Source organism: Paenibacillus sp. GM2FR, assembly GCF_002803325.1.
In the GTDB taxonomy this organism is placed as follows: domain Bacteria; phylum Bacillota; class Bacilli; order Paenibacillales; family Paenibacillaceae; genus Paenibacillus_AQ; species Paenibacillus_AQ lautus.
The window spans coordinates 63,014-89,242 of the sequence record NZ_MKZM01000012.1 but is presented as its reverse complement, the minus strand read 5'-3'; the positions used below and the strand labels follow the sequence as shown (position 1 = coordinate 89,242).

Annotated in this window: 23 protein-coding genes and 1 pseudogene; 3 read left to right on the top strand and 21 right to left on the bottom strand. The window is 51.8% G+C overall.

What is annotated here, in order from left to right; all coding sequences use genetic code 11:
- Positions 1 to 33: 33 nt before the first annotated feature.
- The 8 genes from PAEVO_RS31730 to PAEVO_RS31695 form a co-directional block, all read right to left on the bottom strand.
- Positions 34 to 696: a YqaA family protein gene (locus tag PAEVO_RS31730; RefSeq protein WP_100541435.1), complete on the bottom strand. Its 663-nt coding sequence runs from the start codon at positions 694 to 696 to the stop codon at positions 34 to 36.
- 263 nt (positions 697 to 959) lie between these two features.
- A complete protein-coding gene (gene pdxK, locus PAEVO_RS31725) occupies positions 960 to 1,772 on the bottom strand; it encodes a pyridoxine/pyridoxal/pyridoxamine kinase (protein ID WP_076325345.1) in 813 nt (270 codons plus the stop codon).
- A gap of 425 nt (positions 1,773 to 2,197) precedes the next feature.
- Positions 2,198 to 2,944, bottom strand: coding sequence for a type I methionyl aminopeptidase (gene map, locus PAEVO_RS31720; RefSeq protein ID WP_076325344.1), 747 nt, complete (start codon positions 2,942 to 2,944; stop codon positions 2,198 to 2,200).
- Between the two features lie 542 nt (positions 2,945 to 3,486).
- Positions 3,487 to 4,290, bottom strand: a complete 804-nt coding sequence (locus PAEVO_RS31715; protein WP_481856512.1) for a TerC family protein — start codon at positions 4,288 to 4,290, stop codon at positions 3,487 to 3,489.
- Positions 4,291 to 4,569: 279 nt separating this feature from the next.
- Positions 4,570 to 5,211: a hypothetical protein gene (locus tag PAEVO_RS31710; protein WP_100541433.1), complete on the bottom strand. Its 642-nt coding sequence runs from the start codon at positions 5,209 to 5,211 to the stop codon at positions 4,570 to 4,572.
- Between the two features lie 179 nt (positions 5,212 to 5,390).
- Positions 5,391 to 5,957 (bottom strand): class I SAM-dependent methyltransferase, encoded by a 567-nt coding sequence (locus tag PAEVO_RS31705; RefSeq protein ID WP_100541432.1) that lies wholly within the window; start codon positions 5,955 to 5,957, stop codon positions 5,391 to 5,393.
- 295 nt (positions 5,958 to 6,252) lie between these two features.
- Positions 6,253 to 7,653 carry a (Fe-S)-binding protein gene (locus PAEVO_RS31700; protein ID WP_100541431.1) on the bottom strand — a complete coding sequence of 467 codons (1,401 nt, stop codon included), beginning with the start codon at positions 7,651 to 7,653 and terminating at the stop codon, positions 6,253 to 6,255.
- 16 nt (positions 7,654 to 7,669) lie between these two features.
- Positions 7,670 to 9,139: an FAD-linked oxidase C-terminal domain-containing protein gene (locus tag PAEVO_RS31695; protein ID WP_100541430.1), complete on the bottom strand. Its 1,470-nt coding sequence runs from the start codon at positions 9,137 to 9,139 to the stop codon at positions 7,670 to 7,672.
- Positions 9,140 to 9,300: 161 nt separating this feature from the next.
- On the opposite strand from PAEVO_RS31695, the pseudogene PAEVO_RS34970 reads away from it, so the two are divergent.
- Positions 9,301 to 9,501: pseudogene (locus tag PAEVO_RS34970) on the top strand (hypothetical protein); the annotation flags it as partial.
- On the opposite strand, the gene PAEVO_RS31685 reads toward PAEVO_RS34970, so the two are convergent.
- From PAEVO_RS31685 to PAEVO_RS31650, 8 genes are all read right to left on the bottom strand, one after another.
- A complete protein-coding gene (locus PAEVO_RS31685) occupies positions 9,406 to 10,593 on the bottom strand; it encodes an anhydro-N-acetylmuramic acid kinase (protein WP_100541429.1) in 1,188 nt (395 codons plus the stop codon). The pseudogene PAEVO_RS34970 and the gene PAEVO_RS31685 sit on opposite strands and share 96 nt — an antisense overlap.
- A gap of 3 nt (positions 10,594 to 10,596) precedes the next feature.
- Positions 10,597 to 11,772, bottom strand: coding sequence for a DUF1343 domain-containing protein (locus PAEVO_RS31680; protein WP_100541428.1), 1,176 nt, complete (start codon positions 11,770 to 11,772; stop codon positions 10,597 to 10,599).
- Positions 11,769 to 12,464, bottom strand: a complete 696-nt coding sequence (locus PAEVO_RS31675; protein ID WP_100541427.1) for a hypothetical protein — start codon at positions 12,462 to 12,464, stop codon at positions 11,769 to 11,771. The genes PAEVO_RS31680 and PAEVO_RS31675 overlap by 4 nt, the downstream gene beginning before the upstream one ends.
- A 26-nt stretch (positions 12,465 to 12,490) precedes the next feature.
- Entirely contained in the window at positions 12,491 to 13,597 is a 1,107-nt protein-coding gene (locus PAEVO_RS31670; protein WP_100541426.1) for an ABC transporter ATP-binding protein, read from the bottom strand.
- Between the two features lie 14 nt (positions 13,598 to 13,611).
- Entirely contained in the window at positions 13,612 to 14,445 is an 834-nt protein-coding gene (locus tag PAEVO_RS31665; protein ID WP_100541425.1) for a carbohydrate ABC transporter permease, read from the bottom strand.
- Between the two features lie 33 nt (positions 14,446 to 14,478).
- Complete coding sequence (locus tag PAEVO_RS31660) at positions 14,479 to 15,396, bottom strand: carbohydrate ABC transporter permease (protein WP_100541424.1); 918 nt, start codon at positions 15,394 to 15,396, stop codon at positions 14,479 to 14,481.
- A gap of 130 nt (positions 15,397 to 15,526) precedes the next feature.
- Positions 15,527 to 16,921 carry an ABC transporter substrate-binding protein gene (locus PAEVO_RS31655; protein ID WP_100541423.1) on the bottom strand — a complete coding sequence of 465 codons (1,395 nt, stop codon included), beginning with the start codon at positions 16,919 to 16,921 and terminating at the stop codon, positions 15,527 to 15,529.
- A gap of 46 nt (positions 16,922 to 16,967) precedes the next feature.
- On the bottom strand, positions 16,968 to 17,804 hold the full coding sequence (locus PAEVO_RS31650; RefSeq protein WP_036643553.1) for a MurR/RpiR family transcriptional regulator: 837 nt from the start codon (positions 17,802 to 17,804) through the stop codon (positions 16,968 to 16,970).
- Between the two features lie 225 nt (positions 17,805 to 18,029).
- Here PAEVO_RS31650 and PAEVO_RS31645 point away from each other — a divergent pair, with 225 nt between their 5' ends.
- Both PAEVO_RS31645 and murQ read left to right on the top strand, forming a co-directional pair.
- Complete coding sequence (locus PAEVO_RS31645) at positions 18,030 to 18,986, top strand: BadF/BadG/BcrA/BcrD ATPase family protein (RefSeq protein ID WP_100541422.1); 957 nt, start codon at positions 18,030 to 18,032, stop codon at positions 18,984 to 18,986.
- Positions 18,987 to 19,037: 51 nt separating this feature from the next.
- Complete coding sequence (murQ, locus tag PAEVO_RS31640; protein WP_100541421.1) at positions 19,038 to 19,949, top strand: N-acetylmuramic acid 6-phosphate etherase; 912 nt, start codon at positions 19,038 to 19,040, stop codon at positions 19,947 to 19,949.
- Between the two features lie 244 nt (positions 19,950 to 20,193).
- Here the strand turns inward: murQ and PAEVO_RS31635 are convergent, their stop codons facing one another.
- From PAEVO_RS31635 to deoB, 5 genes are all read right to left on the bottom strand, one after another.
- A complete protein-coding gene (locus PAEVO_RS31635) occupies positions 20,194 to 21,060 on the bottom strand; it encodes an SDR family oxidoreductase (protein WP_207797557.1) in 867 nt (288 codons plus the stop codon).
- A 233-nt stretch (positions 21,061 to 21,293) separates the two neighbouring features.
- Positions 21,294 to 22,256 (bottom strand): MraY family glycosyltransferase, encoded by a 963-nt coding sequence (locus PAEVO_RS31630; RefSeq protein ID WP_100541420.1) that lies wholly within the window; start codon positions 22,254 to 22,256, stop codon positions 21,294 to 21,296.
- Positions 22,257 to 22,778: 522 nt separating this feature from the next.
- Positions 22,779 to 24,080: a pyrimidine-nucleoside phosphorylase gene (locus PAEVO_RS31625; RefSeq protein WP_100541419.1), complete on the bottom strand. Its 1,302-nt coding sequence runs from the start codon at positions 24,078 to 24,080 to the stop codon at positions 22,779 to 22,781.
- Positions 24,081 to 24,270: 190 nt separating this feature from the next.
- A complete protein-coding gene (deoD, locus tag PAEVO_RS31620; protein WP_076325327.1) occupies positions 24,271 to 24,978 on the bottom strand; it encodes a purine-nucleoside phosphorylase in 708 nt (235 codons plus the stop codon).
- A 23-nt stretch (positions 24,979 to 25,001) separates the two neighbouring features.
- Positions 25,002 to 26,180 (bottom strand): phosphopentomutase, encoded by a 1,179-nt coding sequence (gene deoB, locus PAEVO_RS31615; protein ID WP_100541418.1) that lies wholly within the window; start codon positions 26,178 to 26,180, stop codon positions 25,002 to 25,004.
- Positions 26,181 to 26,229: the final 49 nt, after the last annotated feature.

The following is a 26,229-nucleotide window of genomic DNA, read 5'->3' as shown; positions in this document are numbered from 1 at the left end:
GTCGCGGGGGTAACCCCCACGTCAGGTTTAGCGTTAAGCCGATGGAGTCTGGTCCGACGTCTGCTCCAGTACCGTCTTTTCGACCACAACGGGGCTAGATTCACTCGTAGATTCAGCCAGCTTTTCCTGCTCCATTTTCTTACGCTTGCGTTTGCGGTTAAAGTACACACCGATCAACAGAAGCGGAACGGCAATCAGCGCAATATATAACGATACATCCTTAACCATGCCTTCTGCCGCGTTACCGTACAGATAAAACAAGGTACCTACAACATAAAATTTGGTAGCTCTGCCTATAGCGGCATATGCAAGAAGTCTCCATAACGGGAAGTTCAAACACCCCGATAGAATCGTGAACACCTTAAAGGGTACCGGCGTAAAAGAACCAATCAATATAGCGGCCTCGCCGTTTTTCTGAAACATGTTCGTAGCAGCGTCAATCCACTCTTTTTTCAAAATCTTGTATAGTACCGACTTCCCAAGCAGCTTTCCGATTAAATAACCCAGCGGCGTCCCCAGCAAGCACCCGATAAAGCCATACGTTGCGAGCCACAGCGCATCCTGCGGATGCATGATGCTAAGCGAAACCTGCAGAAAAAAGGCGGGAACCGGAAAAATTACAGCATCAGCAAACGAATGAATAAACAATCCCCATGGACCAAAATTTTTTAAAAATTCCAAAATGTCCTGAAACATGTCTCAACCCCTAAACATTTTCTTCCTTTTCTATCAGACCCTTTATAAAGTATAGCACATAATTATACTGGAAAGGACCTAAGCCGCCGTATCCCTTTCGGAAAAAACGCGTAGAACGAAGCATGCCTTTGCTCCTATACACTATATGCAGCGAGTTCGACTAACAACAAAAAAAACCTTTCTTCTTGGAAGAAAGGTTTTTTTGTCACTTTCTGAAAGCCGAATACCACGCTTGAATAAGCTTGCAAAAAAATGTATTTTGTTTAATTTGCAGATAAACTGCGGTGCGCGGAATGTCTTGTCGGACCTACGAATTCATTCAGCGGGAAGCCATTGGAGATGGCTTGTGTAATGAATGCCTTCGCTTGCTGTACCGACTCGCGAACGGTCAAGCCTTTGGCAAGATTAGCTGTAATGGAAGCGGATGACGTGCAGCCCGCACCATGAGTATACTTCGTTACAATCGTATCGGCTTCGAACCATTCAAAGCTGTTTCCGTCATAGAGCAGGTCCATCGCTTTGCCTTCTCGGATCTTGCCTCTGTCTTTAATCAGCACGTTCTTCGCGCCGCGCTCATGAATGATGGCCGCAGCCTCCTGCATTTGATCCAGGGTCGTGATCGGACCGGACTTGGCCAGCTGGGACGCCTCGAACAGGTTTGGCGTTACCAAATCGGCGCGCGGGAGAAGGAACTCCAGCATCGCTTCCGTATTTTCCGGCTGCAGCACTTCATCGGTGCCTTTGCAGACCATCACCGGATCGATGACGATCCGTTCCAGGTTATAGCGGTCGATATACTGGGACACGAGCTCGATAATCTCTACGGATCCGAGCATGCCGGTCTTCATCGCGTCGATGCCAATGCCCTCGAGCACGGTTTTCAACTGCGTTTCTACAATATCGAGCGCCACCGGGAAAACCTGATGATCCCATGTTTTCGGTTCCATGCAGACAATCGTGGTCAGTGCGGTCATACCGTATACGTCAAATTCCTGAAACGTCTTCAGATCAGCCTGGATGCCAGCGCCGCCGCTCGTATCCGAGCCCGCTACGGTTAGTGCTTTTCGTATCGTCATGTTCCATGTTCCCTTCGCTTGTAAAATGATTACTCTATTATAAGAAAAACTGCCATTGGCGTCTATTCATTGATGGCGTCGAATTCGTATGCGTCTATTCAAAGACGAATTCTGAGAGTTATACATCACTCCGCATGCGGATTGTTCTTCCGATCGCTGTTGCCCCCAGATTTCCTTTGAATCACGATATATATCGTTGAAATCCGGGGGCAAAGGCGCACGCTTCGCTTCTACAGAACAATTCCGCCTGCTCCGTTGGAGTTTTTCTTTTAACCCCTGAAAAAAATTCACTTTTGCGTCTATTTACGATGTCAGATAGGCTTACTCTCGGATGTGACTGCATCACTACGCATGTATGAGTTTTATAGCTTGTACCGTCCCGCCCCATAGGGAGCGTAAGCCCCCTTGGAGTCACATCCTGCATCTTATTGTTCCGTTAAGATCACCGGGCCATCCTTTGTGATGGCGAGGGTATGCTCATACTGCGCGGACCATTTGCCGTCCACTGTTCTCGCGGTCCATCCGTCTGAGTCGATCTTGCATTGATATGTGCCAAGATTCAGCATCGGTTCAATGGTGATGACCATGCCCTCTTTAAGCCGTGTCCCGCGGTTGGGTGGGCCGTAATGCGGCACTTGCGGCTCCTCATGCATATTTTCGCCGATGGCATGCCCCACGAAGTGGCGGACGACCGATAAATTTTGAGATTCCGCATAGGTTTGAATCGCATGGGAGATGTCTCCGATTCGATTGCCGATCACCGCTTGCTCAATGCCGAGATACAGGGATTTCTTCGTTACGTCCAGCAGATGCTGCGCTTCCTCGGACACGTTTCCGACCGGATAGGACCAAGCGGAATCGGCGAGCCAGCCATCATACTTCACCACCATATCAATGGTAACGATATCTCCGTCCTTCAATGGCTCATGACTCGGAAAACCATGGCAAATCACGTCATTCACCGACGCGCAGGTGGCAAATGGATATCCGTGATATCCCTTCTGCTCCGGTGTCGCGCCGCGCTCTGCCAGAAACCGCTCGACAAATTGATCAATTTCCAGTGTTGTCACGCCCGGTTTAATCATCTTGGCAATCTGCCGGTGGCATTCGGCGAGAATGTCCCCGGCCTTGTTCATCTTGGCGATTTGTTCTTGTGTTTTGAGGATTATCAATCCTGCTCACTCCTTCTTCATGGGCTGTTATCTGCTATTCAAATCAAAAAGCCTTAGCTGACCGAAGATTGTTGAGGACAGGCACCCGCCTCTCCTCACTCCCCGGCCAATAAGGCTGATTCACAATCACAAGGTGTATCTGCTTTCTTCTTGTCTTGTATCCAGAAAAAGAAAAGCTAAAAGCGCCCTACATCATCTTATTCTACTCCTAAGCCAAAGGAACCTCAATGATTTCCATGATGAAGGTCTGCCTTTCGGTTTACACTCGGGCAGGCACGGGAGCCGAGGCGTGTGCTTGTTGCATCCTTGGGGGCAGCTTCAACTCGGCTGTAACCCAGAACGTCATATGACTCTCAATGACCATGAATAGAATCAGGGCAGGCAGTATTTTATCTAACTTCGAACTTCATTTATCCAATGACAATCGTTTCTCCTCATATCATAAAGTATAATTTAAGGTTGCGCAGAAACGATAATTTTACACGCGAGATCACAATTCCTTTCTTTTTTCCTATGTTCATTATATCAAAAGGGGCCGTTTGTTAGCTTTCCACTTGTTTCCGCTCCTTCTGGGTCATATCACTCTTCTCCTTGGACAAGAACCAGCCGAGGACCGCGATTAGGATTAATACGCCCCAGAATATAAGCTTCCAGCCTGTGCTTTTCGGAAACGTCTTTTCCAATACAGCGATATCCGGGTGTGCGAGCGTATAGACGGCCAGCTTAATGCCTACCCATCCCACGATCAGGAATGCAGCCGTTTCCAAGCCGGGTCTTCTAACGAGCAGCTTTCCGAAATACGATGCGGCGAACCGCATGATCACCAAGCCGATAATTCCGCCTGTCAGGATAACCAGGAATTGTCCGCCGTCCATGCCCCCGATATTCGGAAGGCCGGTTTCCGGCAGTGTCAAGGCAAGGGCTACGGCAGCCAAAATGGCATCGACCGCAAACGCAATATCCGCAAGCTCTACCTTTAACACGGTAACCCAGAATTTTTCTTGCTTCATTTCGGCTTCCTTCAGATGTTTCTTCTTCTTCACAAAGAACTGCTTAACCATATGATTGATACTGATATACAGCAGGTAGAAGGCTCCAATCGCTTGTACGTACCAAACATCCGCCAGAAAGGAGATAATGAAGAGGGATGCAAAACGGAACACGAACGCACCGGCTAATCCGTAAAATAACGCCTTCTTCCTCTTGTCCTCGGGCAAATGTTTAACCATGATGGACATCACCAGGGCATTATCGGCTGCGAGAATCCCTTCGAGTCCAATCAACACCAGCAGCACCCACCCATATTCGAGCAACATTCCCATTTCCAAACGCAATCTCCCCTTCATGAATAGAATGATCCGATTTTTCGTTTCAAAAGGTGGAAGGAAACAAAAAAACCTTTATCCCGAAAATCGGCGATAAAGGTATCTACCCAGAAATAGGCTGTAGGAATAAGCACCTTTACCGAATCGGCAAAGGTCTCGCAAACAACTTTCGTTGCCAACAAAGCCGGAGACACGTTCGTGTCACGAATTGACGACTTTGCTGCGACTGCTACTCCCCTTTACTTGAATACAAGAATTATAGCATGGCCGTTTACTACCGCCAATAGATCTTCAAAAATTTTACATCGGCTTTACATTTCTCTTTCTCTTCCTCCAAAAATAGAGCCATAGCCCCGCTCCCAGCAGCACTACGACAGCCCCCCACAGTACGGGTTTCAGTGAGAATTGAGATTGACCAGCATTCTGACCTTCACCTGGAGGCACGCCCTCCGCAAGCGTATCGGGCCCTGATTCACCCTGAGCCGATGCATCGTCTGGGGGATATCCAGCTCCAAGCTCGGTTAGCTCTTTGCCTGCGGTGGAGAGGAGCTTCGTACCATCACACATCCCAGTTCTCAGCTGACCCGATTCTGCAGACGCGAACACCAAAAATTCGCTTCCTACGGCAAACTGATCATAACCGCAGCTGGCTGATGACACAGCCGTTGTAAGCTCCGTCATTCCGGCTAATTCGCCCTTCCATACTTCCGATACCTCTAACGTAACCTGGACCGGATCTGCGGATGACATCATCAGCTTCGGCTTCGGGCCAACCAGCTTGGTCACTTTGCCTGCAAATATCGCTGCACTCCGTTCCAAGCTCTCCTCAACTGTAGGCGGTCCCGCACAGGAACAAGCAAATACGTCCGTTGGTTTGACCGTGTACAGGCTCACGAGGAGCAGCAAGCAGCTAAGCATAATCCTAACCACGGATTGCCTCATAAATGAATCACCTCATTCCTTAGACGGCCGCAATCCCCAAAATGTTCCAGCAGTATCAATACATGCACAGAATCTGGGATCTACCTCCACAGAACACGGTGAGGCAGGCACTGGACCGGGTGGTTATCTCGGTTATCTAAAGAGAGAGGAGATTCAGCAAGAGGCTCCATCGGCATTGGCTATTTACTGGCGATGATCAGATAATGACGCTCTGTCGGATACTCGATTCCTTCCACATGCAGCCCTGCTTGCTCCAACAAAGCCTTCATCACATGCGGATCGACCCGGTTCGGACGGGGAACCCGCTTCTCGGCTGGATCCTCCTGCCACTCCAGACACAAGCATCGTCCTCCTGGCCGCAGCACCCTTGCCATCTGACGGATGGACTCCTCCAGCTGATCGGTAATATGAAGGATCAAGGAGGCAATGACCCGATCCACAGCTTCGTGCTGGAAAGGAAGCTTTTCCACCATGCCTTCCATCACCTTCATATTCGTGAGCCCCTGTTCCTGTGCACGCCCCCGCATCATCTCCAGCATGGCTGGCTCGGTATCCAGCGCGTAAACCGTGCCTGTCGTTAACGAGGCTGCCGGTATGGAAAAATAGCCGGTACCTGCCCCGATGTCAAGGACATCCACCTCGCCATTCACTTGGAGCTTCTCTAGCAGTGAAGAGGCCGGTAACTCCTTCTTCCTTTCCGGACTTTCCAATCGGTCTATGAGTGACGGATCAAAGCTCTCTTTCATGGTATCGCTCTCCTCCTCGCATGATTGCACTTTGCTTATATTTACTATATGAACCCAGTGAGGGAGAGAACTCCCCCTGTCGGTCTACCATACCGTTGATAGGGAACGATGTAAACCGGTTCGTTGCCTAATAACACTGTATCTATCCTTCTATCACTGTATCGATACGATTAATGCTGTATCGGAACCATTATATATAATAAATGATCGCAATGAACACGCTGATTTATGATAAACCAGACTAAAAAGGGCTTCCCCACGATCATAATGACCATGAGGTTGCCCATTTGTACCATTAGTCACGCCTATCCTCAATCAGCACCTGCCCTGCCAGAAAATCCGCGAGATGAACGGCCTCTACGCCATTTTGTTTACCGGCACGCTCGATCCCCCACTTCATCTGCAGCAGACATCCCGGGTTCGAAGTCACGATGACCTTGGCTCCGGTAGCCTCCACATGTTCCATTTTGCGATCCAAAAGCGTGGTCGACATTTCCGTCTGGGTCAGATTATAAATGCCGGCGGAACCGCAGCATATCTCGGCCCCCTGTAGCTCGCACATCTGTACACCAGGAAGGTGCTCCACCAGCTGGCGCGGCTCGCCTTGTACCCTCATCACATTGCGCAAGTGACACGAGTCCTGATAGGTGACCGTTATGGCCTCGTTTTCTGCGCTCTCCGCATGAATCGGCGTAAGCGGCCGACCGAAGCTGTGCAGAAGCTCGGAGATGTCCTTCACCTGATCTGCAAAACGAACCGCCGCTTGCTGAAGCCGCTCATCCGGCTCTGCATGCATCAGATGATCGTATTCCTTCAGCAGTGCGCCACAGCCTCCAGCATTGCTTGCGATGTAATCCACGTTCGCTTCCCCGAAAGCCCATATGTTCTGACCGGCCAGCTGCTTGGCATCGCCCATCTCACCGGCATGCGCATGCAGCGCTCCGCAGCATACCTGCTCCTCCGGAATGACAATTTCGAACCCGGCCTGACGCAGCAGCCGTACGGTGTTCACGTTCGTGGATGCAAACATGACATCCATGATGCAGCCACGGAACATGCCGACCCGGCCGACCTTCGCCCCGGCCGCAGGGATCACCATAAGCCTTGAACCGCTGTCTGTCGTCTCGCGGCGGTAGGGCAAGCCAGCCTTGCTCCACAGCTCTTCCAGGCCGTCGCCCGTTACGGGAGGCAGCGCCTTCTCCAGCTGCTGAAGATGGTCGGGAAACAGCTTCATGGCTCCGGAACTCCGCGCAAACTTTTGAAGGCCGGATTTCTGATAAAAGGAAAGCGTCTTGCCGATCAGCTTCAACCTTCCGCGATGCGGGAATAGCCCTTGCAGGAACGTTTTGCGAACGATCCGCACCGGCAGCGAATACGGCTTCTCGGCAGCAATGGCTGCCCGGGTCTGCTCGATCAGCTGGCCGTATTTCACATCGGAAGGACAAGCAGGCTCACAGGCTCTGCAGCCCAGGCAAAGATCCATCTGGCTCCGAAAGCTCTCATCCGGCTCCATCAAACCATCCACAACCGCTTTCATAAGCGCAATCCGCCCGCGCGGGGAGGCAGCTTCGAGCCCTGTCTCGAGGAATGTTGGACAGGCGGTCTGACAAAACCCGCAGCGCATACAGTTCGTCAATTGATCCTCATCCAGCGTCAGCTTCAGCGATTGTGCAAGCTTCTCATGGGTTGAATTCATGCGCTCTCGCCTCCTCTCACGATGTTTGGATCTTCTGATCCTGATCCGAAATCGAGTCCCGCTCTGCCTGCTCCGTCCGATCCTGGAAGACAATCCGCTTCCGGGTTTCCGCAAACAGCTTGCCGGGATTCATGATTTGGTGCGGATCGATCGCATCCTTAATGGATTTCATCATTTGGATGCCCGCTGCGCCCACCTTCCATTCCAGGTAAGGGGCCTTCACGATACCGACGCCATGCTCACCGGTAATGGTGCCCCCCATGGCAATCGCCGCCTCAAAGATTTCGGCGAATGCCTGTTCCACACGGTGAATCTCTTCCGGGTCGCGGGCATCCGTCATCGCGGTCGGATGCAGATTGCCGTCCCCGGCATGGCCAAATGTGCAGATCTGCACATCGTATTTCTGTGCGATACGCTGAACTTCAAGGACCATGTCCGCAATCTTCGAACGCGGAACCGTCGCGTCCTCCAGGATCGTGGTCGGCCGCAATCGGGATAGCGCGGCAAGCGCGCTCCGTCTCGCTTCCATTACCTTCGCCCCTTCTTCCGGTGTCTTGGCAATATTGAGCTGAACCGCGCCGGAGGCGAGACATATCTCTTCCAGCTTCTTCAAGTCCCGCTCCACATCATCCACGCTGCCGTCCTGCTCAATCGCCAGCATCGCTTTGGCGTGAACCGGCAGGCCGATTTTGGCAAAATCCTCAACCACCTGGAGGGTCGGCTGATCCATGAATTCCAAGGTGCACGGGAAAATATGATTGGCTATAATATTCGACACCGTTCGGGCCGCCGCGTTGAGATCGTCATAGACGGCAACCATGGCCTTCCTGTAAGAAGGCTTCGGAATCAGCTTGACCGTGGCCTCGGTCAGAATGGCCAGCGTACCGCCCGATCCTACCAACAGCCGGGTCAAATCGTACCCTGCCGCGTCCTTCACCAGCTTGCCGCCCGTGCGCAGGATGCTGCCATCCGGCAATACGGCTTCCAGGCCAAGGACATAATCCTTGGTCGTTCCATACTTCAAGCCCCGCAGGCCACCAGCCCCCAGGGCGATATTGCCGCCCATCGTGCAGATGATCATGCTGCTTGGATCCGGAGGATAGAACAGTCCTGTCCGTTCAACCGCCAGATGAAACTGCTTCGTATTCAGACCGGTCTGGAAGGTGGCGGTCAGGTTATCCGAATCGATCTCCAGCAGCTTATTCATTCGGGTCATAACCACGATCAGACCGCCCTGAAGCGGAATGGTCCCGCCGCACAGATTGCTGCCTGCGCCCCGCGTAATAACGGGTATGCGGTGTTTTGAGCAAATTTTGACGATGTCGGATACTTCCTGCGTGCTTCCAGGAAAGATAACCCCGTCGGGCATTGCTTGATATAGCGGCGTAGCATCATAACTGTAAGCGACGAGACTTTCCGGATCGTCCTTGAACCACTTCCCGCCAACCACGGCGGCCAGCTGCTCGCGAATAACAGATTCCAGCACGTGTTGTTTCCCCCTCCCCTATACGGGTTTGACTACAATATAGATAATCACGTTTCTTTCCAAGATCGCTGCCTAACATTACCTGTACACCATCGCTCGGTACTTCCGTTCCGCGGGCTTTAATGAACGGTTTATACATGGGTTTATGCATGGGTTTATGCATGGAGAACCTGGCAAAACCTATCGCTCTGGCAATCCGGCTTGATGCGAACATTTTTGCCGGCAAGGTACTGATCACGGTGGTTTTGCTGTTTATGCCTCCTCCGCTATGGCAGGGCCAGCTTCCCCATAACGGTTGGGCGGTCGGCTCCCGTAGCCGCAGGCAAATTGTTAGGAACACCGAGCATGAAGTCATTGCCTAACAGTGCAAAAATCACGGCTTCCTTCGCATCGTCATCAAAGCCCAGCGCCTTGGAGCTCATGACTTTCTGTTCCGGCAGCAGCTCGCTTAACATGGAGAGCAGTGTCTTGTTGTGCGCTCCTCCGCCGGTCACGATCACTTCATCGATCTTGTAACGGGGAAACACATATCTCACATAGCTATCCGCAATGGTACGGGCGGTAAACGCCGTAGCCGTTGCCATCACGTCCTCATCCGAAAGCTTCCTGAGCCTGGCTTGTTCCAGAAATGAAACCGCGTAATTGTGACCAAACACTTCTCTTCCTGTTGATTTGGGCGGCTCCATGTGAAAATAAGGATGCTCCATCATCTCGCCTAACAAGACCTGATCCGGGTTGCCTCGGACAGCCCATTTTCCGCTGTCGTCATATGAAAGCTGCCCTCCGGATAGCATATGGGCTATGGCATCCATGATCATATTGCCGGGCCCGGTATCAAAAGCCAGCACATCCGCAGGATCCGCCCCTGCGGGCAGCGCCGAGCAATTGCCGATCCCGCCGATGTTCTGCAGCAGCCTTCCCCGCTGCGGGTGCCGAAACAGGATCAAATCTCCGTAAGGAGCAAACGGGGCCCCTTGCCCCCCAACCGCCATATCTGCAGGCCGGAAGTCCCCTACCGTAAGTTTGCCGGTATGCTTGGCGATAACGGAAATATCGCCGATCTGTAGAGTCGAAGCGACAGCATAGGGATCACCTTGTCCGGGTACAGGCTGATGCCAAATCGTCTGTCCATGGGAGCTAACCAAATCCACCTCATCGATTTGCATGCCGGCATCGGCAACCGCTTCCAGGACTGCCGCTCCAAACTGATACCCCAGGTATGCATTCATGCTGCAAACAGCAGCGCTATTGGAATTCTCTTCACTGCACAGATCGCGCAGCCGCTGACGGAGCTCCGGTTCGTATGGCTTGCTATAGTAATGCAGCAGTTCAACCGATGCCTCGAGGCCGCTTCCGTGTATGCGGACGACGGCTGCATCGATGCCGTCAAGCGAAGTACCCGACATCAGGCCGACCACAACGGTCGGCCCTCCACCCTTCCATGATGAGAACATCCTTTACGCCTCCCCATACAGCAGATAAGGAGCCCGCATCGTTCTCCACTGCTCCGCATCCTTGCCCCACTCGGCAACAATGCGCTGAAGTCCGGCTTCTTCGTGGATGTGCCGGCGGACATCCTCGCTGCCCGTAAGCAAATCAATAAAATACCGGTTACGTCCCTCCGGTGGGCTAAGCCACTGGAACTGATCCGGGTACATCCGGCTGACCAGGTGCAGCAGCACAAGTCCTGTGCGCACAGCTTCCACTTCTGCCGGATTCGTTACAAACAGCATCACCCCGCCACAGCCTTCGCCCTGGTGCTTCGAGAAGGTAGGCGTCATGTACATGGAATGGGCATGCACGCCCGGCAGTCCGTACGCGTTGAATGCCTTCGCCAGCTCTTCGCCATTGACCCATGGGGCCCCGATCCATTCGAACGGCCGGGTCGTACCCCTGCCTTCCGAAAGGTTGGTCCCTTCGAAGAAACAGGTCCCACTGTACAGCTGAACCGTATCCATCGTGGGAATGTTCGGCGAAGGCAGCACCCACGGAAGACCCGTGTCGGTATAAACCATGTCGCGCGTCCAGCCTTCGAGCTGAATCACATCCAGATCACAGCCCGTTCCCCGCAAGTCGTTGGCCATGCGCGCGAATTCGCCGATGGTCATGCCGGTGCAAATCGGAATGTGCCATCCGCCCACCATAGATTCAAATCCCGGCTGTAGCAAGCCGCCTTCGCAGCGCTCGCCTCCCAGCGGATTCGGCCGGTCCAGAACAAGCAGGCTCTTGCCATGCTCGGCGCATGCCTCCATGACATACAGCAGCGTCGTCATATACGTATAAAAACGCACGCCAAGGTCTTGAATATCAAAGATGACCGTGTCCACGTTCTTCAGCATGTCGGCGTCCGGTTTGCGCCGCGAACCATACAGACTGTAAACCGGCACGCCGAATACAGGGTCCACTTCATCATCCACGTGCTTCCCTGCCTGCAGTTGACCTCGCAGCCCATGCTCGCAAGCAAACAAAGCCGTCAATTCCGACTCGGGCAAGCCTGCAATCACCTCGATAGATGAACGAAAATCCGACGTGAGCCCCGTCGGATTCGTGATGACGCCAAGGCGACGACCCGTGATTTTCTCGTGCTTTAAGCTCGGCAGCATATCAATTCCGCTCCGCACATTGATTCTCATATGCTCACACCTCTCGCTTCCGAGGCTACCACACCGTCTTCCGCCGGTTTGGCCTCTTCCGGATTCAGTACATTATACGTAACCTTATGCTGGTATATGGCCCACATGCCGTTAAACAAAAATCCAAAGCCAACGACCGTTACCAGCAGCGGGATCGCAACGCAGAAGGCTTGAAAGCATGCGCCCAGCGTATAGGCCGGATATTTCAGGAACAGCTTGACACTGTGGGCCATAGCCTTGAAGATGCCCATCCCTTCCTGAATGACAAGCTGAAAGGTGTAGAATTGGGATATGAGCGCCATGATGACGAAATAGGTCTGGAACACGCCAATCGCAAGATAGCCGATTCCCTCTTTGCCCCCGTAATACCACCAGGTGGACCACAAAATGAGGGCCATCACCACAAAGAAGAAGCCCATGATTACGGCAGGTCCGAGTCCCTTGATCGCGCCTTGGAACACATCCTTAAGTCTTGACTTGCCCCGCTCCGTTCTGCGGTGATACGCATAACAAACACCATAAAAGAGCGGCATATACAGAATCGGCAGCAGCACCAGCGCTGCCCACAGCGGCACAAACATGACCACCGTCACGAGCACTAGCGAGGTAATCATGCTGTATAAGGCCACCGCCGTAATCTCACGGTAAATCTCAACCCCTGTCTTCTTCAACACATCATTCAGCTTGCGCATAGCTTTCCTCTCCTCTTCGTCGTTGTTTACCAATCGATACGCTGTTCCGTCTCAGGATCGAAGAAATGCACCTTATCGAAATTGAAAATGAAGGTTTTGTCCATGCCCGGATAACCCGTCGTTTCCGGGTGAACCTTCGCGGTAACCGTCCGGTTTCCAACGCGGAAGTACACCAGGTTCTCTGAACCGAGATGTTCAACAACCTGAACCTTGGTGAAGTACTTGTAATCCAGATTGGTTGTTCCTGGCAGATCCTCACCCGTAATGTGCTCGGGACGGACGCCCAGGATAAGATGCCTGTTCTCGTATTTGCTCAGCGCACCCGCCATCGTATCCGGAATAGTAAATGCCCCGCCTTCCATACGGAGGACGTTCCCTTCCTTATGCACATCGATAAAGTTCATCGGCGGGGAGCCGATAAAGCCGGCTACGAACATGTTCTGCGGATTCGCATACAGCTCCGTCGGCGAAGCGATCTGCTGGATAATGCCGTTGTTCATCACGACGATCCGCTCTCCGAGCGTCATCGCCTCAACCTGATCATGCGTTACGTATACAATGGTGGCTTCCAGACGTTTGTGCAGCTCGGACAGCTCTACCCGCATCTGCACGCGAAGCTTCGCATCCAGGTTCGACAGCGGCTCGTCAAACAGAAACACCTGCGGATCGCGCACGATGGCCCGCCCTACCGCAACACGCTGACGCTGTCCGCCGGACAGCTCGCGCGGCTTCCGGTCAATCATCGACTCCAGGCCGAGAATGGAGGCTGCCTGCGATACCTTTTGCTCAATATAAGCCTTGGGCTTCTTCAGGTTCTTCAAGCCGAAGGAGAGATTCTCGCGAATGGTCATATGAGGATACAGCGCATAATCCTGGAACACCATCGCGATATCCCGATCTTTCGGGTGAAGATTATTTACTACTCTGTCCCCGATGATGATGTCGCCGGAGGTTTGACGTTCCAGCCCGGCAATCATGCGCAGCGAGGTGGTTTTGCCGCAGCCGGAAGGACCGACAAATACCACGAACTCTTTATCATTGATCACAAAGTCCGACCCCGCTACAGCGGTAAACGTCCCTTTGTTGTCGTCTACAAATTCTTTGCGTATATTACGGAATTCTACGCGTGCCATAACTTTGCCTCCTTCTAGCCTTTAACGGCTCCAATGGTGATGCCTTGCAGGAAATAGCGCTGAAGCGAGAAGAACAAGATCATCATCGGCAGCGCCGCGACGGTTGCTCCAGCCATAAGTGCGCCGAAATCGGTCGTGTCCGCATAAACGAAGGAAGCAAGACCGACTTGAATGGTCCTCATTTCCGTCGAATTGGTCACGAGGAAGGGCCAGAAGAAATCGTTCCAGGATGCAACGAACGTGAAAATCGCCAGCACGGCAAGACCCGGTTTGGCCATCGGGAGAATGACCTTCCAGAAGATGCCGAATTCGCCGCAAGCGTCGATACGCGCTGCATGAATCAGAGAGGTAGGCAGTGATGACATGTACTGCTTCATCAAGAAAATGTTGCCCACGCTTACAATGCCGGGAAGAAGAATAGCCGTGTATGTATTCCCGAGATCAAATACGTCAATCATCAAAATATAGAGCGGAATCAGTGTCACTTGCGCCGGGATCATCATCGTGCTGAGCAAAACCCAGAATACCGCTTTGTTCCCCGGGAACTTCAGCTTCGCAAAGGCATAACCTGCGAGCGAGGCCAGGAACACGTTGGTCACCGTCAGGATGGATGAGATCAATAAGGAGTTAAAGAGCCACCTCATGACGTTGGTTTTGCCAAAAAAACGCTCGTACGGGGCCACGGAAAATACGTCCGGAATCATTTTCGGGATAAACGAAGCCGCTGACTTGGTGTCCTGCACAGAGCCAATCAACATCCAGTACATCGGAATGATCGTCAGAACGCTCCATACCACCAGGATGACCGAAGCCACAATCAGCATGATCACTTTTGATCTTGATTTCATAGGTGCACCCCCTTTTAGCTTCAGAAATATGCATTAATACTCCACGTCGGACGAGAAGTATTTGAACTGAATGACGGAAATGACAATAATCAATGCGGCCAATACAAAAGATTGCGCTGCCGCGAGTCCAAATTCATAGAAGTTGAATGCGGTGCTGTAAATCAGGTAGGCGATGGTTGTCGTCGCGAAGTTCGGACCGCCCTGCGTCATCAGATACACCGAGATAAACACCTGGAAGGACGTAATGACGCCCGTCACCAGCAGGTACAATGTGGTTGGTTTCATCAGCGGCCACGTAATGCTCCAGAATTTGGACCAACCGCTGGCATGGTCAATATCCGCGGCTTCATAGAGCGATTTGGGAATCCCGCCCATGGCGGCCAAATAAAGAATAATGCCCGCACCATGCGAACCGAGCCAGTTCATCAAGATAAGCGAAAAGAGCGCGGTGTTCGATTTGCCGAGCCATATGACCGGGTCAAATCCGAATAATCCAATGAAGCGATTCAACAGCCCGGCATGGGTCGGATCGTAAATGGCGAGCCATACCACCGAGATGGTGACGCCGGAAGCAACGGCCGGCAAATACATCGTAGCCTTGAAGAACGTTTGCCATTTATTCTTCATCTGAAATATAAAAAAGGATAAAGCATACGTGATGACAATGTTCACCGGAACGGTACCGATCGTGAATAAAACCGTATTCCTCATGGATTTCCAGAACACTTCATCCTGTACCATCCGTGTGTAGTTGTCCGTTCCAATCCATTCAGAGCCCATCACGCTGTATTCCTGAAAGCTCATCAGAAAAGCGGAGGCGACCGGGTAAAGCGTAAATATCAAGAACAACAGTACGGGAGCCAGAATGAATAAATACGCCCATCCATATTCGCGTAGATAACCCTTCATTGGGGGACGCGAAGGCCGGGTTTGCGCCGGGGCAGTCTGCATTTGATTTCCTCCTTTGCGCACAGGTGAAGTATTTTCATGAAGCCTTTTGAAGCCTGAATCAATTGGTTTAAAAAGGGAGTGGCCCGATCGTTCCTGCTAAGGACAACGGGACACCCCCTTATAACTTCAATTACTGTCCTAAAATCTGTTTGCCTTTATCCTTGAAGTCCTGCGCGATCTGCTCCGGTGTCTTCTCACCCGAGAACAGCGCCTGAATGTTCGGCTTCACCACTTGCTCCTTGAATTTCTTCTGGTTGCCTGAAGCCTCTGCATCGAGGTTCAGGGTCACCGGAATTTCTTTGAAGTTCGCAAAAATTTCCGCTGCTTTTATGGTGGATTCCGTACCAAGTCCTTTGCCTTCATAAAACTCCGCTTGGGATTTACGAACGAAAGGCAGCACCAGTTCATTCGCGGAATTACCTGCTTTCGCGCCGCTCAGTCCTTCCATGATGAGGAACGTGTTCTTTGCATGCTCTTCGCCTTTATCCTTCTTCTGTTTGAACGCTACGTAGCCTTCACCAAACATGGAGGTCTTCCGCTCAGCCCCGTCGTTATGCGGAACCGGCAGCAGGACGAAATCGATTTTCGCGCCCTGTACAGTACCGCTGTCAATATCCTTCGCGCGGTTCTGGAGCATTACGTCATAGTAAGGAATCGCCTTGGACACGATAGCGGCTTCCTCTGCATAGAACAGATCCATCCGTTTGGCCGGCGTAATCGCTGCGGTCTCGGCAGGCAAATGCCCGGCTTTCATCAGATCGGACACGAATGTCATCGTATCCAGAATCCGCTCGTCGTTCCATTGGAACTCGCCTTTATCATTCAGAACGTCCGGCATGCCGTTGCTGCGCGTCAGCATTTCCATGAAGTCCAGGGAAGTACCGTCGGTCACCAGCGCATACTGCGTATTGCCGTTCGGAAGTTTCTTGGTCAACTTCTCGGCAGCTGCCTTGAATTCAGTCCAAGTCCAGCCGTTCTCTTGAATAGCCTTCCAGTCGATGCCGGCTTCCTCAAGAATCTTCTTGTTGCCGCCCCACGCCCAGAGGGATTGGTACAGCGGAAGTCCATATTGTTTACCCTGGATTTGGCCCAGCTCAAGCGTTCCCGGCAGGTAGTCGTTTTTGATCTCGTCCGTAATATAAGGGGTAAGCTCCAGTGCAAGGCCCGTATCCACATAAGCTCCATCCACCGCGTGGAAATAGAGGTCAGGCGGGTTACCGGCATTCAAGGCCACATCGAACTTCTTCGGACCCTCAGCCCAGGAGAGCACTTCGGTTTGGACTGTAATGTGCGGATACTTTTCTTTCAGATCCGCTACATGCTCTTTCAACTCATCTTCGTATTTACCATGAACCGGATAAGTCCAGACGACAACCGTATCCTGCTTCGGTGCGGCTTCACCGTTTCCTTCCGAAGTGGTTCCTGTTCCGCCTTCCGGAGTCTTCGCCCCGCCGGAACCGCCGCAAGCTGCGGTAAACACGAGCATTAAAGAAGCCAACAATGTAAGCCAACCTTTTTTCTTCATGTACTACTCCCCTTATCATTTATATATTTGTGGTTTTCGCTATGAACTACAACCGCTTGATCGCTTGCCGGCTCTCATCCAGGTATTTCACTGAATTCTCGTAATTCCGGCTGGCGACGCCAAGATATAAAATATCGATAAGATTAAGCTGCGTAATACGAGAGGACATCGCGCCACTGCGAATCTCGTTCTCCGTAGAGGAAGTGTACAAGGGAATGTCCACCGATCGGCTCAAGGTAGAATCACCGTATTTGGTAATGCCAATCGTCTTGCATCCCTTCTCCTTCGCAATCGCTGCTGCGCGGATCACTTCATCCGTTTCACCGGAGTAGGAAATGCATACGGCCGCATCATCTGGAGTCAACAGCACCGCCGAGGTGAGCTGAACATGAGGGTCCGGAAACGATATGCATACCTTGTTAATCCGCAAAAATTTCTGCTGGGCATCCATCCCGATCAGATTGGAAGCCCCTACCCCGAACATAAAAATGCGCTTCGACTGATCGAGGGCCAGAACGGCCTCTTCCACCTTCCCTTCCTCCATAATCTTCATCGTATCCCGAATCGATTGAATGTTGTTGTTCGAGACGTTCTGTATAATTGCAGAAATGCTGTCATTGGGCCGGATATCCTGATACCCGGTGGCTAATGGCTCCTGCAAGTCTCCGGCTACCTTCAGCTTCAGATCCTGATAGCCTTTGAAACCCATCGTTTTGCACAGGCGTACAATGGCAGCCTGACTGGAACCGCTTCGGACTGCAAGATCCGCGACCGACATCTGTATCATCTCTGCCGGTTCCTGCAAAATGAAGGCTGCAACTTTGCGCTCGGACGGATTTAATGAATCATACACCTCACGCAATCGAACCAATCCGCCGTTCATTTCTTGCCCCCCTTTACAAATAATCCTCTGACGATCACTTCTATGTAACATTACTTTACACAACTTGAATGAAAGCATGACTGGTATCGCTTTCAATATCAGTGGATTGAGTTCATTATAAATTGTATGAAATTATATTTCAATACTTAATTCATGATTTAAAATTTTATTTTACAACACTTCCGTTTTCTCCTATACTGGATATAGAAAGCGAAGTGGTTCAATATGGAAATTTTTATCGGTGTTGATGGTGGCGGTACCAAAACCGAAGCAACCGCTATCAATGGCGCTGGAGAAGTGTTTTCCCGGTATACCGGAGGTTCCACCAATCCTTACATTGTAACCTTTGATAAAGCGATGGAGGAACTCCAAACGGTGTTGGATGGGCTTCTGGCACCTCTTTTTAATAAGTCATTATCATTCACATCAATATGTCTTGGAATGTCAGGTATAAGCTCTGCAGAAGAACGACGTCGTGTTCAGTCTTTCCTTCATTCCTATTTCCAGCAGCGGCAGCTCTCGATGCGTATTTACATGCGCTCGGAAGCCGAAATTTCATTAATGGCCGTACTGGAACGTCAGTATGGAATACTTGCGATCTCGGGAACCGGATCCAATACCTACGCTATAACCAAATCGGGAGACATCCACCGCGTCGGTGGCTGGGGACATCTTCTTGGAGACGAAGGCAGCGGCTATCAGATCGGACTTCAGACGCTGAAATCTGTCATTAAGAGCCACGAGGGCATTTTACCACCCACCATCATGAGCAGCCTGATTGTTGCAGCCTATCCTCTCCAGCATATTACCGATCTCAAATCTTACATTTACCAGCCCGCTATAACGAAACAGGATATCGCTTCCTTCGCCCGCTGCTGCATAGAAGCAGCCGAAACCGGTGATGAAGCGGCATGCGGCATCATCCGGCAGCAGGCAGAAGAACTGGCCGATACAACAAGCGCTCTCATCAGGCAGCAAGCTGAATTCGAAGAGAGTGAACTCGTGCGGATCGGCTCGATATTCAAACATTCACCCTTGTTTCGGGACACGTACGGCAGCGTACTGCTAACGCGTTATCCCCGCCTCCGGTTCCCCGAAGGAAATCGTGAACGTACACCCGCCCATGGTGCGGCCCTGTTAGCCTGCAAGCTATTTACAGACGGCGTCTCTGACTTGCTGTAGCTTTACATCAGTGCCCGTCCATATTCCAAGGCAAAAAAGGAGACCTGTCTCATGACGAATATTCTAAGTCAATTGACAACCGAACAGCCTCATGAAAATACGCAAAACATTGATCAGTTGAGCTCAGAACAAATTATGATCCTCATCAATAGCGAGGATAGCCTGATCACCGATGCGATCCGCGAGCTTATTCCTCTTATAGCCAGAGCGGCAGATCTCGTCGTGGACGCTTTCCAGAAGGGTGGCAGATTGTTCTATATAGGTGCCGGAACCAGCGGCCGAATCGGTATTCTGGACGCATCCGAGTGTCCGCCTACCTACGGGACTGACCCTTCCATGGTGCAGGGATTGATCGCAGGTGGTTTCAGAGCCGTAAAGGAAGCTATCGAAGGTGCCGAGGATAGCGAAGAGTTAGGTGAACAGGATATCAATGAAAACGGTATCAATGAGAGGGATGTTGTCATCGGCATCGCTGCAAGCGGCCGTACGCCCTATGTTCTTGGGGCGATGAGATGCGCCAAGGAGCGTGGAGCTGTTGTCATCGGACTCTGTAATAACTACGAATCGCCGATGCATCAGTACGCGGATTTTGTGATCGAGGCTGTTGTCGGACCCGAAGTGATCATGGGCTCCACGCGTATGAAAGCCGGTACTTCGCAAAAGCTGATTCTGAACATGCTGACAACGACCGCCATGATTCGGATCGGCAAGGTGTACAAAAATCTGATGGTCGACCTCAACCCGTCCAATAATAAGCTTGTGCATCGCGCCAAACGCATCATAACCCTTGCAACGGGAGCATCTGAGGAGGATGTGGAGAAGGCGTACCATGAAGCCGGCGCCCATGTTAAAACCGCCATCGTGATGCTGCTTGCAAATGTCAGTGCCGCGGAAGCTTCCAAACTTCTAGACGGTACCAGCGGATTTGTTCGCAGCGCAATCGATATGAAAACGACGAAGTAACATAACGTGTGCTTCTATAACGGATCATGAACCTCTATCGTGAAATGAAACGGGATATCCTCAGATCATGTTGATCTGGAGGATATCCCGTTTATTCGTTCGCCAGTCTTGGTCCTTCATTTACTGGTAGTCATCATATTGATGGGCCGATTCATCCCCTCGTTCATTGTTGCCCGATCATGCTCTTAGCGGATCATTCAGTCATAAACCCGCTCTTGGAATCGGGCCTCTTGAACGCGTAAATTCATCGACCCTTGTCCGACTTCCAACCTACCTGTTCTTCACTCCATTCCCACAGACGAGCGGCCAGCTTCGGATCCCTTGCCTTGTCGGTGGTCTTCGCTGGTTTGCATTTGACGTAGTATTCCCCTGTCACATGCTCCACTTCAGGACTAGAAGCCAAATAAATCGCTGTCCGAGCTCCTTCGAGCGGCGTTAAGAAGAACGGACGAAGCAGCTTGTGGACCGCATTGCCAAAGCCTGTGTCCCGGTTCACGCCAATGCTGGTGCTGACGGCACCGGGATGAAGCGCATTGACCGTTACCCGCGTCGGCTGCAGCCGGCGGGCAAGCTCTTTCGTGAATAAAATATTGGCTAATTTGGACTGTGCGTAACCTTTGGCCACATTGAACCCCTTACCGAGATGAGGGTCATCAAAATGAATGCTGCCCACTTTATGCGCGCCAGAGGATACATTTACGACCCTCCCCTGCCGGGCGTGCTGAAGGGGCTCCAGGAGCTCGTTCGTCAGCAAAAAATGCCCCAGATGATTGACCCCCATCATGGCTTCATATCCGTCCTGCGTCAGTTCCCGCTTGATAGTGACCACGCCAGCATTATTCACAAGAACGTCAAGCCGCTCGTATTTGGCCTTATAATCGGAAGCGAATGCCCTAATGCTATCAAAAGACCCCAAATCCAGCGTCATCAGCTCGATTTTCGAGCTGCCGCTCTCCTGCAGCGCTTGCCGAAGAGCCGCTTCGCCCCTCGATTGACTACGGCAAGCCATGATTACATGCGCTCCGCCTTTTGCCAGCTCCACCGTCGCAGCCAGGCCCATGCCGGAGTTGGCTCCTGTTACGATGATGATCTTTCCAGTCATGTCATTCATCCCGCTGACCTCCTGTTCGTATCCTTCCACCATTGTAATAAGAAAAACGACTATCGACGCACTTTCTCAGAAGACAGACCACATTTAGCGGAAGTTTTTCTTGCGAGATAAGGATGGTAAGCCTCTGAAGTTTATACTTTCTTATCTCTAAAAAAAAGCCCCGCCACCAACATCGATTTGGAGACGAGACTTAAATAACGTACTGGAAAAAGCTGATGTCAGGCTTTCACGCCTCAGGCGCCGCCATTCATCGCAAGTATGATTGCAGCCAGACCGAAACATAGATTCAGCAAACACAGAAATACTAATGTCTGCTTCTGATTGAGTCCCGTTGCCAGCAAACGATAATGCGCCTGGGATGCATCGGCCTGATAGATCGGCTTGGACTGAAGCATTCTGCGGATGACCACAATGATATTATCGAAGATCGGCACGCCCAGAGCGAAGATTGGAACGAATAAGGACGCCAGGGTTGCACCTTTAAACGCACCATCCAGGGCAATGATCCCGAGTATGAACCCGAGGAAGGTGGCGCCGGCATCTCCCATAAACACGCGGGCAGGCGGCTTATTATATCGTAAATATCCCAGCGCAGCACCTACAAGAATGACGGCAAGCAGCGCGGATTCGCCTCTGCCCAGCGTAATCGCCACAACAAACAGCGTGCCTCCGGATATGGCGGAGAGCCCTCCAGCAAGACCGTCGATGCCATCCGAGAAATTAATGACTGTCGTTACACCGAAAATCCACAGAATCGTTAAGATGAGCTGCAGCCATTCCGGCAGGTTAATATACTGACCCGTAAACGGATTGTTGAATCCTTCAAACGCGATGCCATAGCTGTATACAACGACGGCTGCGCTGACCTGTACAATGAGCTTCGGCAGCGAAGCCAGTTCCTTGCCTTGGGACTTATACCAATCATCCACGAGTCCAATGCCAAGAATAAGTGCACTACCGATAAAGATGCCTACCGCTTCCCTTGAAATGGCGCCGGTAAGCGCAAAATAGGTGATGAAAAATCCGATGAATATGGCGACCCCCGCTGTCAGCGGTATCGGCTCGCGGTGTATTTTCCGCTCGCTGTCCGGTCTTGGCTTGTCCACAAAATCAAGCTTGATCGCAAGTTTGCGAAATGGCGGAATCAGTACCAATACCAGCACCATGGATATGACAAACGCTGCAAAATAGAGCATGGTTTCCTCCCAATAAATGATGAATAATGGAGAACATTGCATTCTAAGTATATGACTTATATCGAACTCTATCAACCTATCAAAAGAAAAAGGCTGCAGCATCAGTAGAATTTCTACTTAGCAGCAGCCCTCCCGGACTCACAGGTTAAGACTCCTTCTTCACCGCAAGTCCGATGATCATAACGATAAGTGCCAGCAAAGCAATCAACTGATCGATGGTCATGGCCAAAAGCCTCCTTCAAGCTGGATGGCTCTTGCCCGGGCTACACATCTCCCTCTCCCGTTAAATGCCTTACGTTTTTCCCCACTACCATCTTATGAGGGCTCCCATCCGTTTTATGACGGGGGCCGCCAAAAAACCTGCCCCCGTTCATAAAACACGAAAAAGGCAGGTTGCATCGGCATACCTTGGAAAATGAACACGGATATAGGGATGAGATGTGTTATTCTCACGGAGAAGTAGACCCTCACCCCGATGCTCCCCAGGGTTGCGTTTATGACTCGCTTCGGATTAGGCTTCCCTTACTCCGTCACGATGTCATAAATCAATACAGGCGCATCCGCATGATCTGCAATCCGAATGCTCTCATACAGCTTCTGCTTCACGTCATCCACGTTCTCGCGGTTAGCATGAATGGTTACAAGGGAATCACCCTTCTTCACGGCATCGCCGACCTTCTTGTTCAGCATCAGGCCTACAGCCAGATCAATCTCGGATTCCTTCGTTGCACGGCCGGCTCCAAGCAGCATCGCTGCGGTACCGATCTCATCCGCTACCAGCTCAGCGACAACACCGTCCTGCTGCGCAGGAAGCTCAATAAGGTACTTCGCCTTCGGCAGTCGGTCGGGGTGATCCACCACGGACGCATCTCCGCCCTGGTTCTGGATGAATTCCTTGAATTTCTCCAATGCTTTGCCGTTGCGGATAACCTCTCTGAGCTTCTCTTCGGCATCTTCAAGCGAATCTGCCTTCTGAGCGAGGTAAACCATCTGCCGGCCCAGAGCCAGGCACAGCTCCTCCAGATCCTTCGGACCCTCGCCGCGAAGCGCATCGATCGCTTCCTGCACCTCCAGCGAATTGCCGATCGCAGCCCCAAGCGGCTGGCTCATATCGGAGATGACAGCCATCGTTTTGCGGCCGACATTGTTGCCGATGCTAACCATGGCATGCGCCAATTCCTTGGCATCCTCCACGGTTTTCATGAACGCGCCTGCTCCGGTTTTCACATCCAGGACGATGGCGTCCGAGCCAGCGGCAATCTTCTTGCTCATAATGGAGCTGGCAATCAGCGGAATGGAATTGACGGTAGCCGTCACATCCCGAAGCGCATACAGTTTTTTGTCCGCCGGGGTGAGGTTCCCGGTTTGGCCGATGACGGCGATTTTATGTTGATTCACAAGGTTCACAAATTCGTCTTTGCTGATCTCCACATGAAATCCTTCAATGGACTCCAGCTTGTCAATCGTTCCTCCGGTATGGCCCAGACCGCGTCCGGACATCTTCGCTACGGGAATATCCAGCGCCGCTACAAGCGGAGCCAGCACAAGCGTCGTGGTGTCGCCTACGCCCCCGGTGGAGTGCTTATCAACCTTGATTCCCTCAATTGCGGACAGATCAATCGTTTCTCCGGAGTTTACCATCGCCATCGTCAGGTCCGCCCGCTCCCGGTCCGTCATGTCCTGGAAATAAATCGCCATGTTCATGGCGCTCACCTGATAGTCGGGAATATCTCCTTTGGTATATCCGTCGATAAAGAAATTGATCTCTTCTGTTGTCAGTTCCTTGCCGTCTCGTTTCTTCGCAATTAAATCAACCATTCTCATCGTACATTCTCCTCACTGTTTGCGATGATTGTATTCCTTCCACGGGCATCACTACAAATGCGGATTGTTCTTCCGATCGCTGTTGCCCCCAGATTCCTTATATATCATTAATATTGTTGGAATCCGTGGGCAAAGGCGACCGCTTCGCTTCTCCAAAACAATTCCGCCTTCTTCGCTCGGGGCCGTTTCCTTACAACGAAATCGCCGTATCCAGCGCGACTTCCATCATCTCGTTAAACGTCGTTTGGCGCTCCTCGGAAGAAGTCTCTTCCCCTGTCAGCAAGTGGTCACTTACGGTCAGGATCGTCAGGGCGTTCACACCGAAGCGTGCGGCAATCGTGTAGAGGGCCGTTGTCTCCATCTCTACGCCCAGCACGCCGTGCTGCATCAGCTTCTCAACCACCGACTTGTCCTCACGGTAGAATACATCGGACGTGAACACGTTGCCGACATGCATCTTAAGCCCTTTCTCCTTGCCGCGCTCGTACGCGCCGAGCAGCAGCGGGAAGCTGGCGATCGGGGAGAAATCATAACCGTTAAAGTGGTGACGGTTCATGCCGGAATCCGAGCAAGCCGCCTGGGCCAGAATGACGTCGCGCACCCGAACATGCTCCTGCATCGCGCCGCACGTTCCGACACGGAACAAATTTTTTACGCCATAATCCCGAATGAGTTCATTGACATAAATCCCGATAGAAGGCACGCCCATGCCCGAACCTTGCACGGAGATGCGTTTTCCTTTGTAGGTTCCCGTAAATCCGAGCATGCCCCGAACTTCGTTATAGCAGGTCACATCCTCCAGATACGTCTCTGCAATAAATTTAGCGCGCAGCGGGTCACCTGGCAGCAGAATCGACTCCGCAATGTCTCCCGGTTTCGCTCCAATATGTGTACTCATGTCCCATTCCTCCACATTTTCGATTATTTCAAATCATTCAAAAAGCTTGTTCCGTGCTCCGGCAGCTTCACGCCGAAGTTGTCCGCAACCGTGGCGCCGATGTCGGCAAAGGTCTTGCGAAGCGGCAGTTCCTTACCCTCCGCAAAACGTGGAGAATAAACAAGCAGCGGCACGTATTCACGCGTGTGGTCCGTTCCTTTGTAGGTCGGATCATTCCCGTGGTCGGCCGTGATGATCAGCAGATCCTTTTCCGTCATCTTCTCGAACACTTCGGGCAAGCGCTGATCGTAATCCTCCAACGCTTGGCCATATCCTTTCGGATCGCGTCGGTGTCCGTATACCGCATCGAAATCCACGAGGTTCAGGAAGCTCAGTCCCTTGAAGGATTCACCCAGGGTTTGCACCATTTTATCCATGCCGTCCATATTCGATACGGTTCTGACTGCCTTCGTAATGCCTTCGCCATCATAAATGTCGGAGATTTTCCCGAGGGCAATGACGTCTAGACCAGCATCCTTCATCTCGTTCATCGTGGTACGTCCGAAAGGCTTCAAGGCATAGTCATGCCGATTCGCCGTACGCTTGAAGCTCCCCACCTCGCCAATGAATGGACGCGCGATGATCCGTCCGAGCATATAAGGATCTTCCAGCGTAATTTCGCGGCAGAACTCGCAGATTTCATACAGCTCTTTCAGTGGAACGATATCCTCATGCGCAGCGATTTGAAGCACGGAGTCCGCCGAGGTATAGATAATCAAAGCCCCCGTTTTTACATGCTCTTCGCCAAGCTCTTCGATAATCTCCGTTCCGCTGGCGGGCTTGTTGCCGATGACCTTGCGTCCGGTCTTCTCTTCGATGCGCTGGATCAGCTCGTCCGGGAACCCGTCCGGGAACACGCGGAATGGCGTATCGATATACAAGCCCATGATCTCCCAGTGACCCGTCATGGTGTCTTTGCCATTCGAAGCTTCCTGCATCTTCGTATAGTAAGCCCGAGGTTTATCCGAGGCCGGGACTCCCTCGATCTCCCGAATGTTGGACAGCCCGAGCGCTGCCATATTCGGCATGCTGAGCCCGCCGCATTCGCGGGCGATATGACCCAGCGTGTCGGATCCGATATCGTCAAAATCAGCCGCATCCGGTGCTTCACCGATACCTACAGAGTCCAATACGATCAAGTGAATTCGGTCAAAACGTTCCATATCCATTGCTCCCCCTCATATATGAGTTTTTAATCAAACTATCCATAAG

Bases quoted from the DNA above. Each gene is read 5' to 3' on its own strand.
- PAEVO_RS31710 (WP_100541433.1), bottom strand. From the start codon at position 5,211: ATGAGGCAATCCGTGGTTAGGATTATGCTTAGCTGCTTGCTGCTCCTC.
- PAEVO_RS31685 (WP_100541429.1), bottom strand. From the start codon at position 10,593: ATGTTCTCATCATGGAAGGGTGGAGGGCCGACCGTTGTGGTCGGCCTG.
- PAEVO_RS31635 (WP_207797557.1), bottom strand. From the start codon at position 21,060: ATGAATGACATGACTGGAAAGATCATCATCGTAACAGGAGCCAACTCC.
- murQ (WP_100541421.1), top strand. From the start codon at position 19,038: ATGACGAATATTCTAAGTCAATTGACAACCGAACAGCCTCATGAAAAT.
- PAEVO_RS31665 (WP_100541425.1), bottom strand. From the start codon at position 14,445: ATGAAATCAAGATCAAAAGTGATCATGCTGATTGTGGCTTCGGTCATC.
- pdxK (WP_076325345.1), bottom strand. From the start codon at position 1,772: ATGACGATACGAAAAGCACTAACCGTAGCGGGCTCGGATACGAGCGGC.
- deoB (WP_100541418.1), bottom strand. From the start codon at position 26,180: ATGGAACGTTTTGACCGAATTCACTTGATCGTATTGGACTCTGTAGGT.
- PAEVO_RS31645 (WP_100541422.1), top strand. From the start codon at position 18,030: ATGGAAATTTTTATCGGTGTTGATGGTGGCGGTACCAAAACCGAAGCA.
- PAEVO_RS31655 (WP_100541423.1), bottom strand. From the start codon at position 16,921: ATGAAGAAAAAAGGTTGGCTTACATTGTTGGCTTCTTTAATGCTCGTG.
- PAEVO_RS31730 (WP_100541435.1), bottom strand. From the start codon at position 696: ATGTTTCAGGACATTTTGGAATTTTTAAAAAATTTTGGTCCATGGGGA.
- PAEVO_RS31705 (WP_100541432.1), bottom strand. From the start codon at position 5,957: ATGAAAGAGAGCTTTGATCCGTCACTCATAGACCGATTGGAAAGTCCG.
- PAEVO_RS31630 (WP_100541420.1), bottom strand. From the start codon at position 22,256: ATGCTCTATTTTGCAGCGTTTGTCATATCCATGGTGCTGGTATTGGTA.
- PAEVO_RS31625 (WP_100541419.1), bottom strand. From the start codon at position 24,080: ATGAGAATGGTTGATTTAATTGCGAAGAAACGAGACGGCAAGGAACTG.
- PAEVO_RS31660 (WP_100541424.1), bottom strand. From the start codon at position 15,396: ATGCAGACTGCCCCGGCGCAAACCCGGCCTTCGCGTCCCCCAATGAAG.
- deoD (WP_076325327.1), bottom strand. From the start codon at position 24,978: ATGAGTACACATATTGGAGCGAAACCGGGAGACATTGCGGAGTCGATT.
- PAEVO_RS31700 (WP_100541431.1), bottom strand. From the start codon at position 7,653: ATGAATTCAACCCATGAGAAGCTTGCACAATCGCTGAAGCTGACGCTG.
- PAEVO_RS31680 (WP_100541428.1), bottom strand. From the start codon at position 11,772: ATGAGAATCAATGTGCGGAGCGGAATTGATATGCTGCCGAGCTTAAAG.
- PAEVO_RS31650 (WP_036643553.1), bottom strand. From the start codon at position 17,804: ATGAACGGCGGATTGGTTCGATTGCGTGAGGTGTATGATTCATTAAAT.
- PAEVO_RS31670 (WP_100541426.1), bottom strand. From the start codon at position 13,597: ATGGCACGCGTAGAATTCCGTAATATACGCAAAGAATTTGTAGACGAC.
- PAEVO_RS31715 (WP_481856512.1), bottom strand. From the start codon at position 4,290: ATGAAGGGGAGATTGCGTTTGGAAATGGGAATGTTGCTCGAATATGGG.
- PAEVO_RS31675 (WP_100541427.1), bottom strand. From the start codon at position 12,464: ATGCGCAAGCTGAATGATGTGTTGAAGAAGACAGGGGTTGAGATTTAC.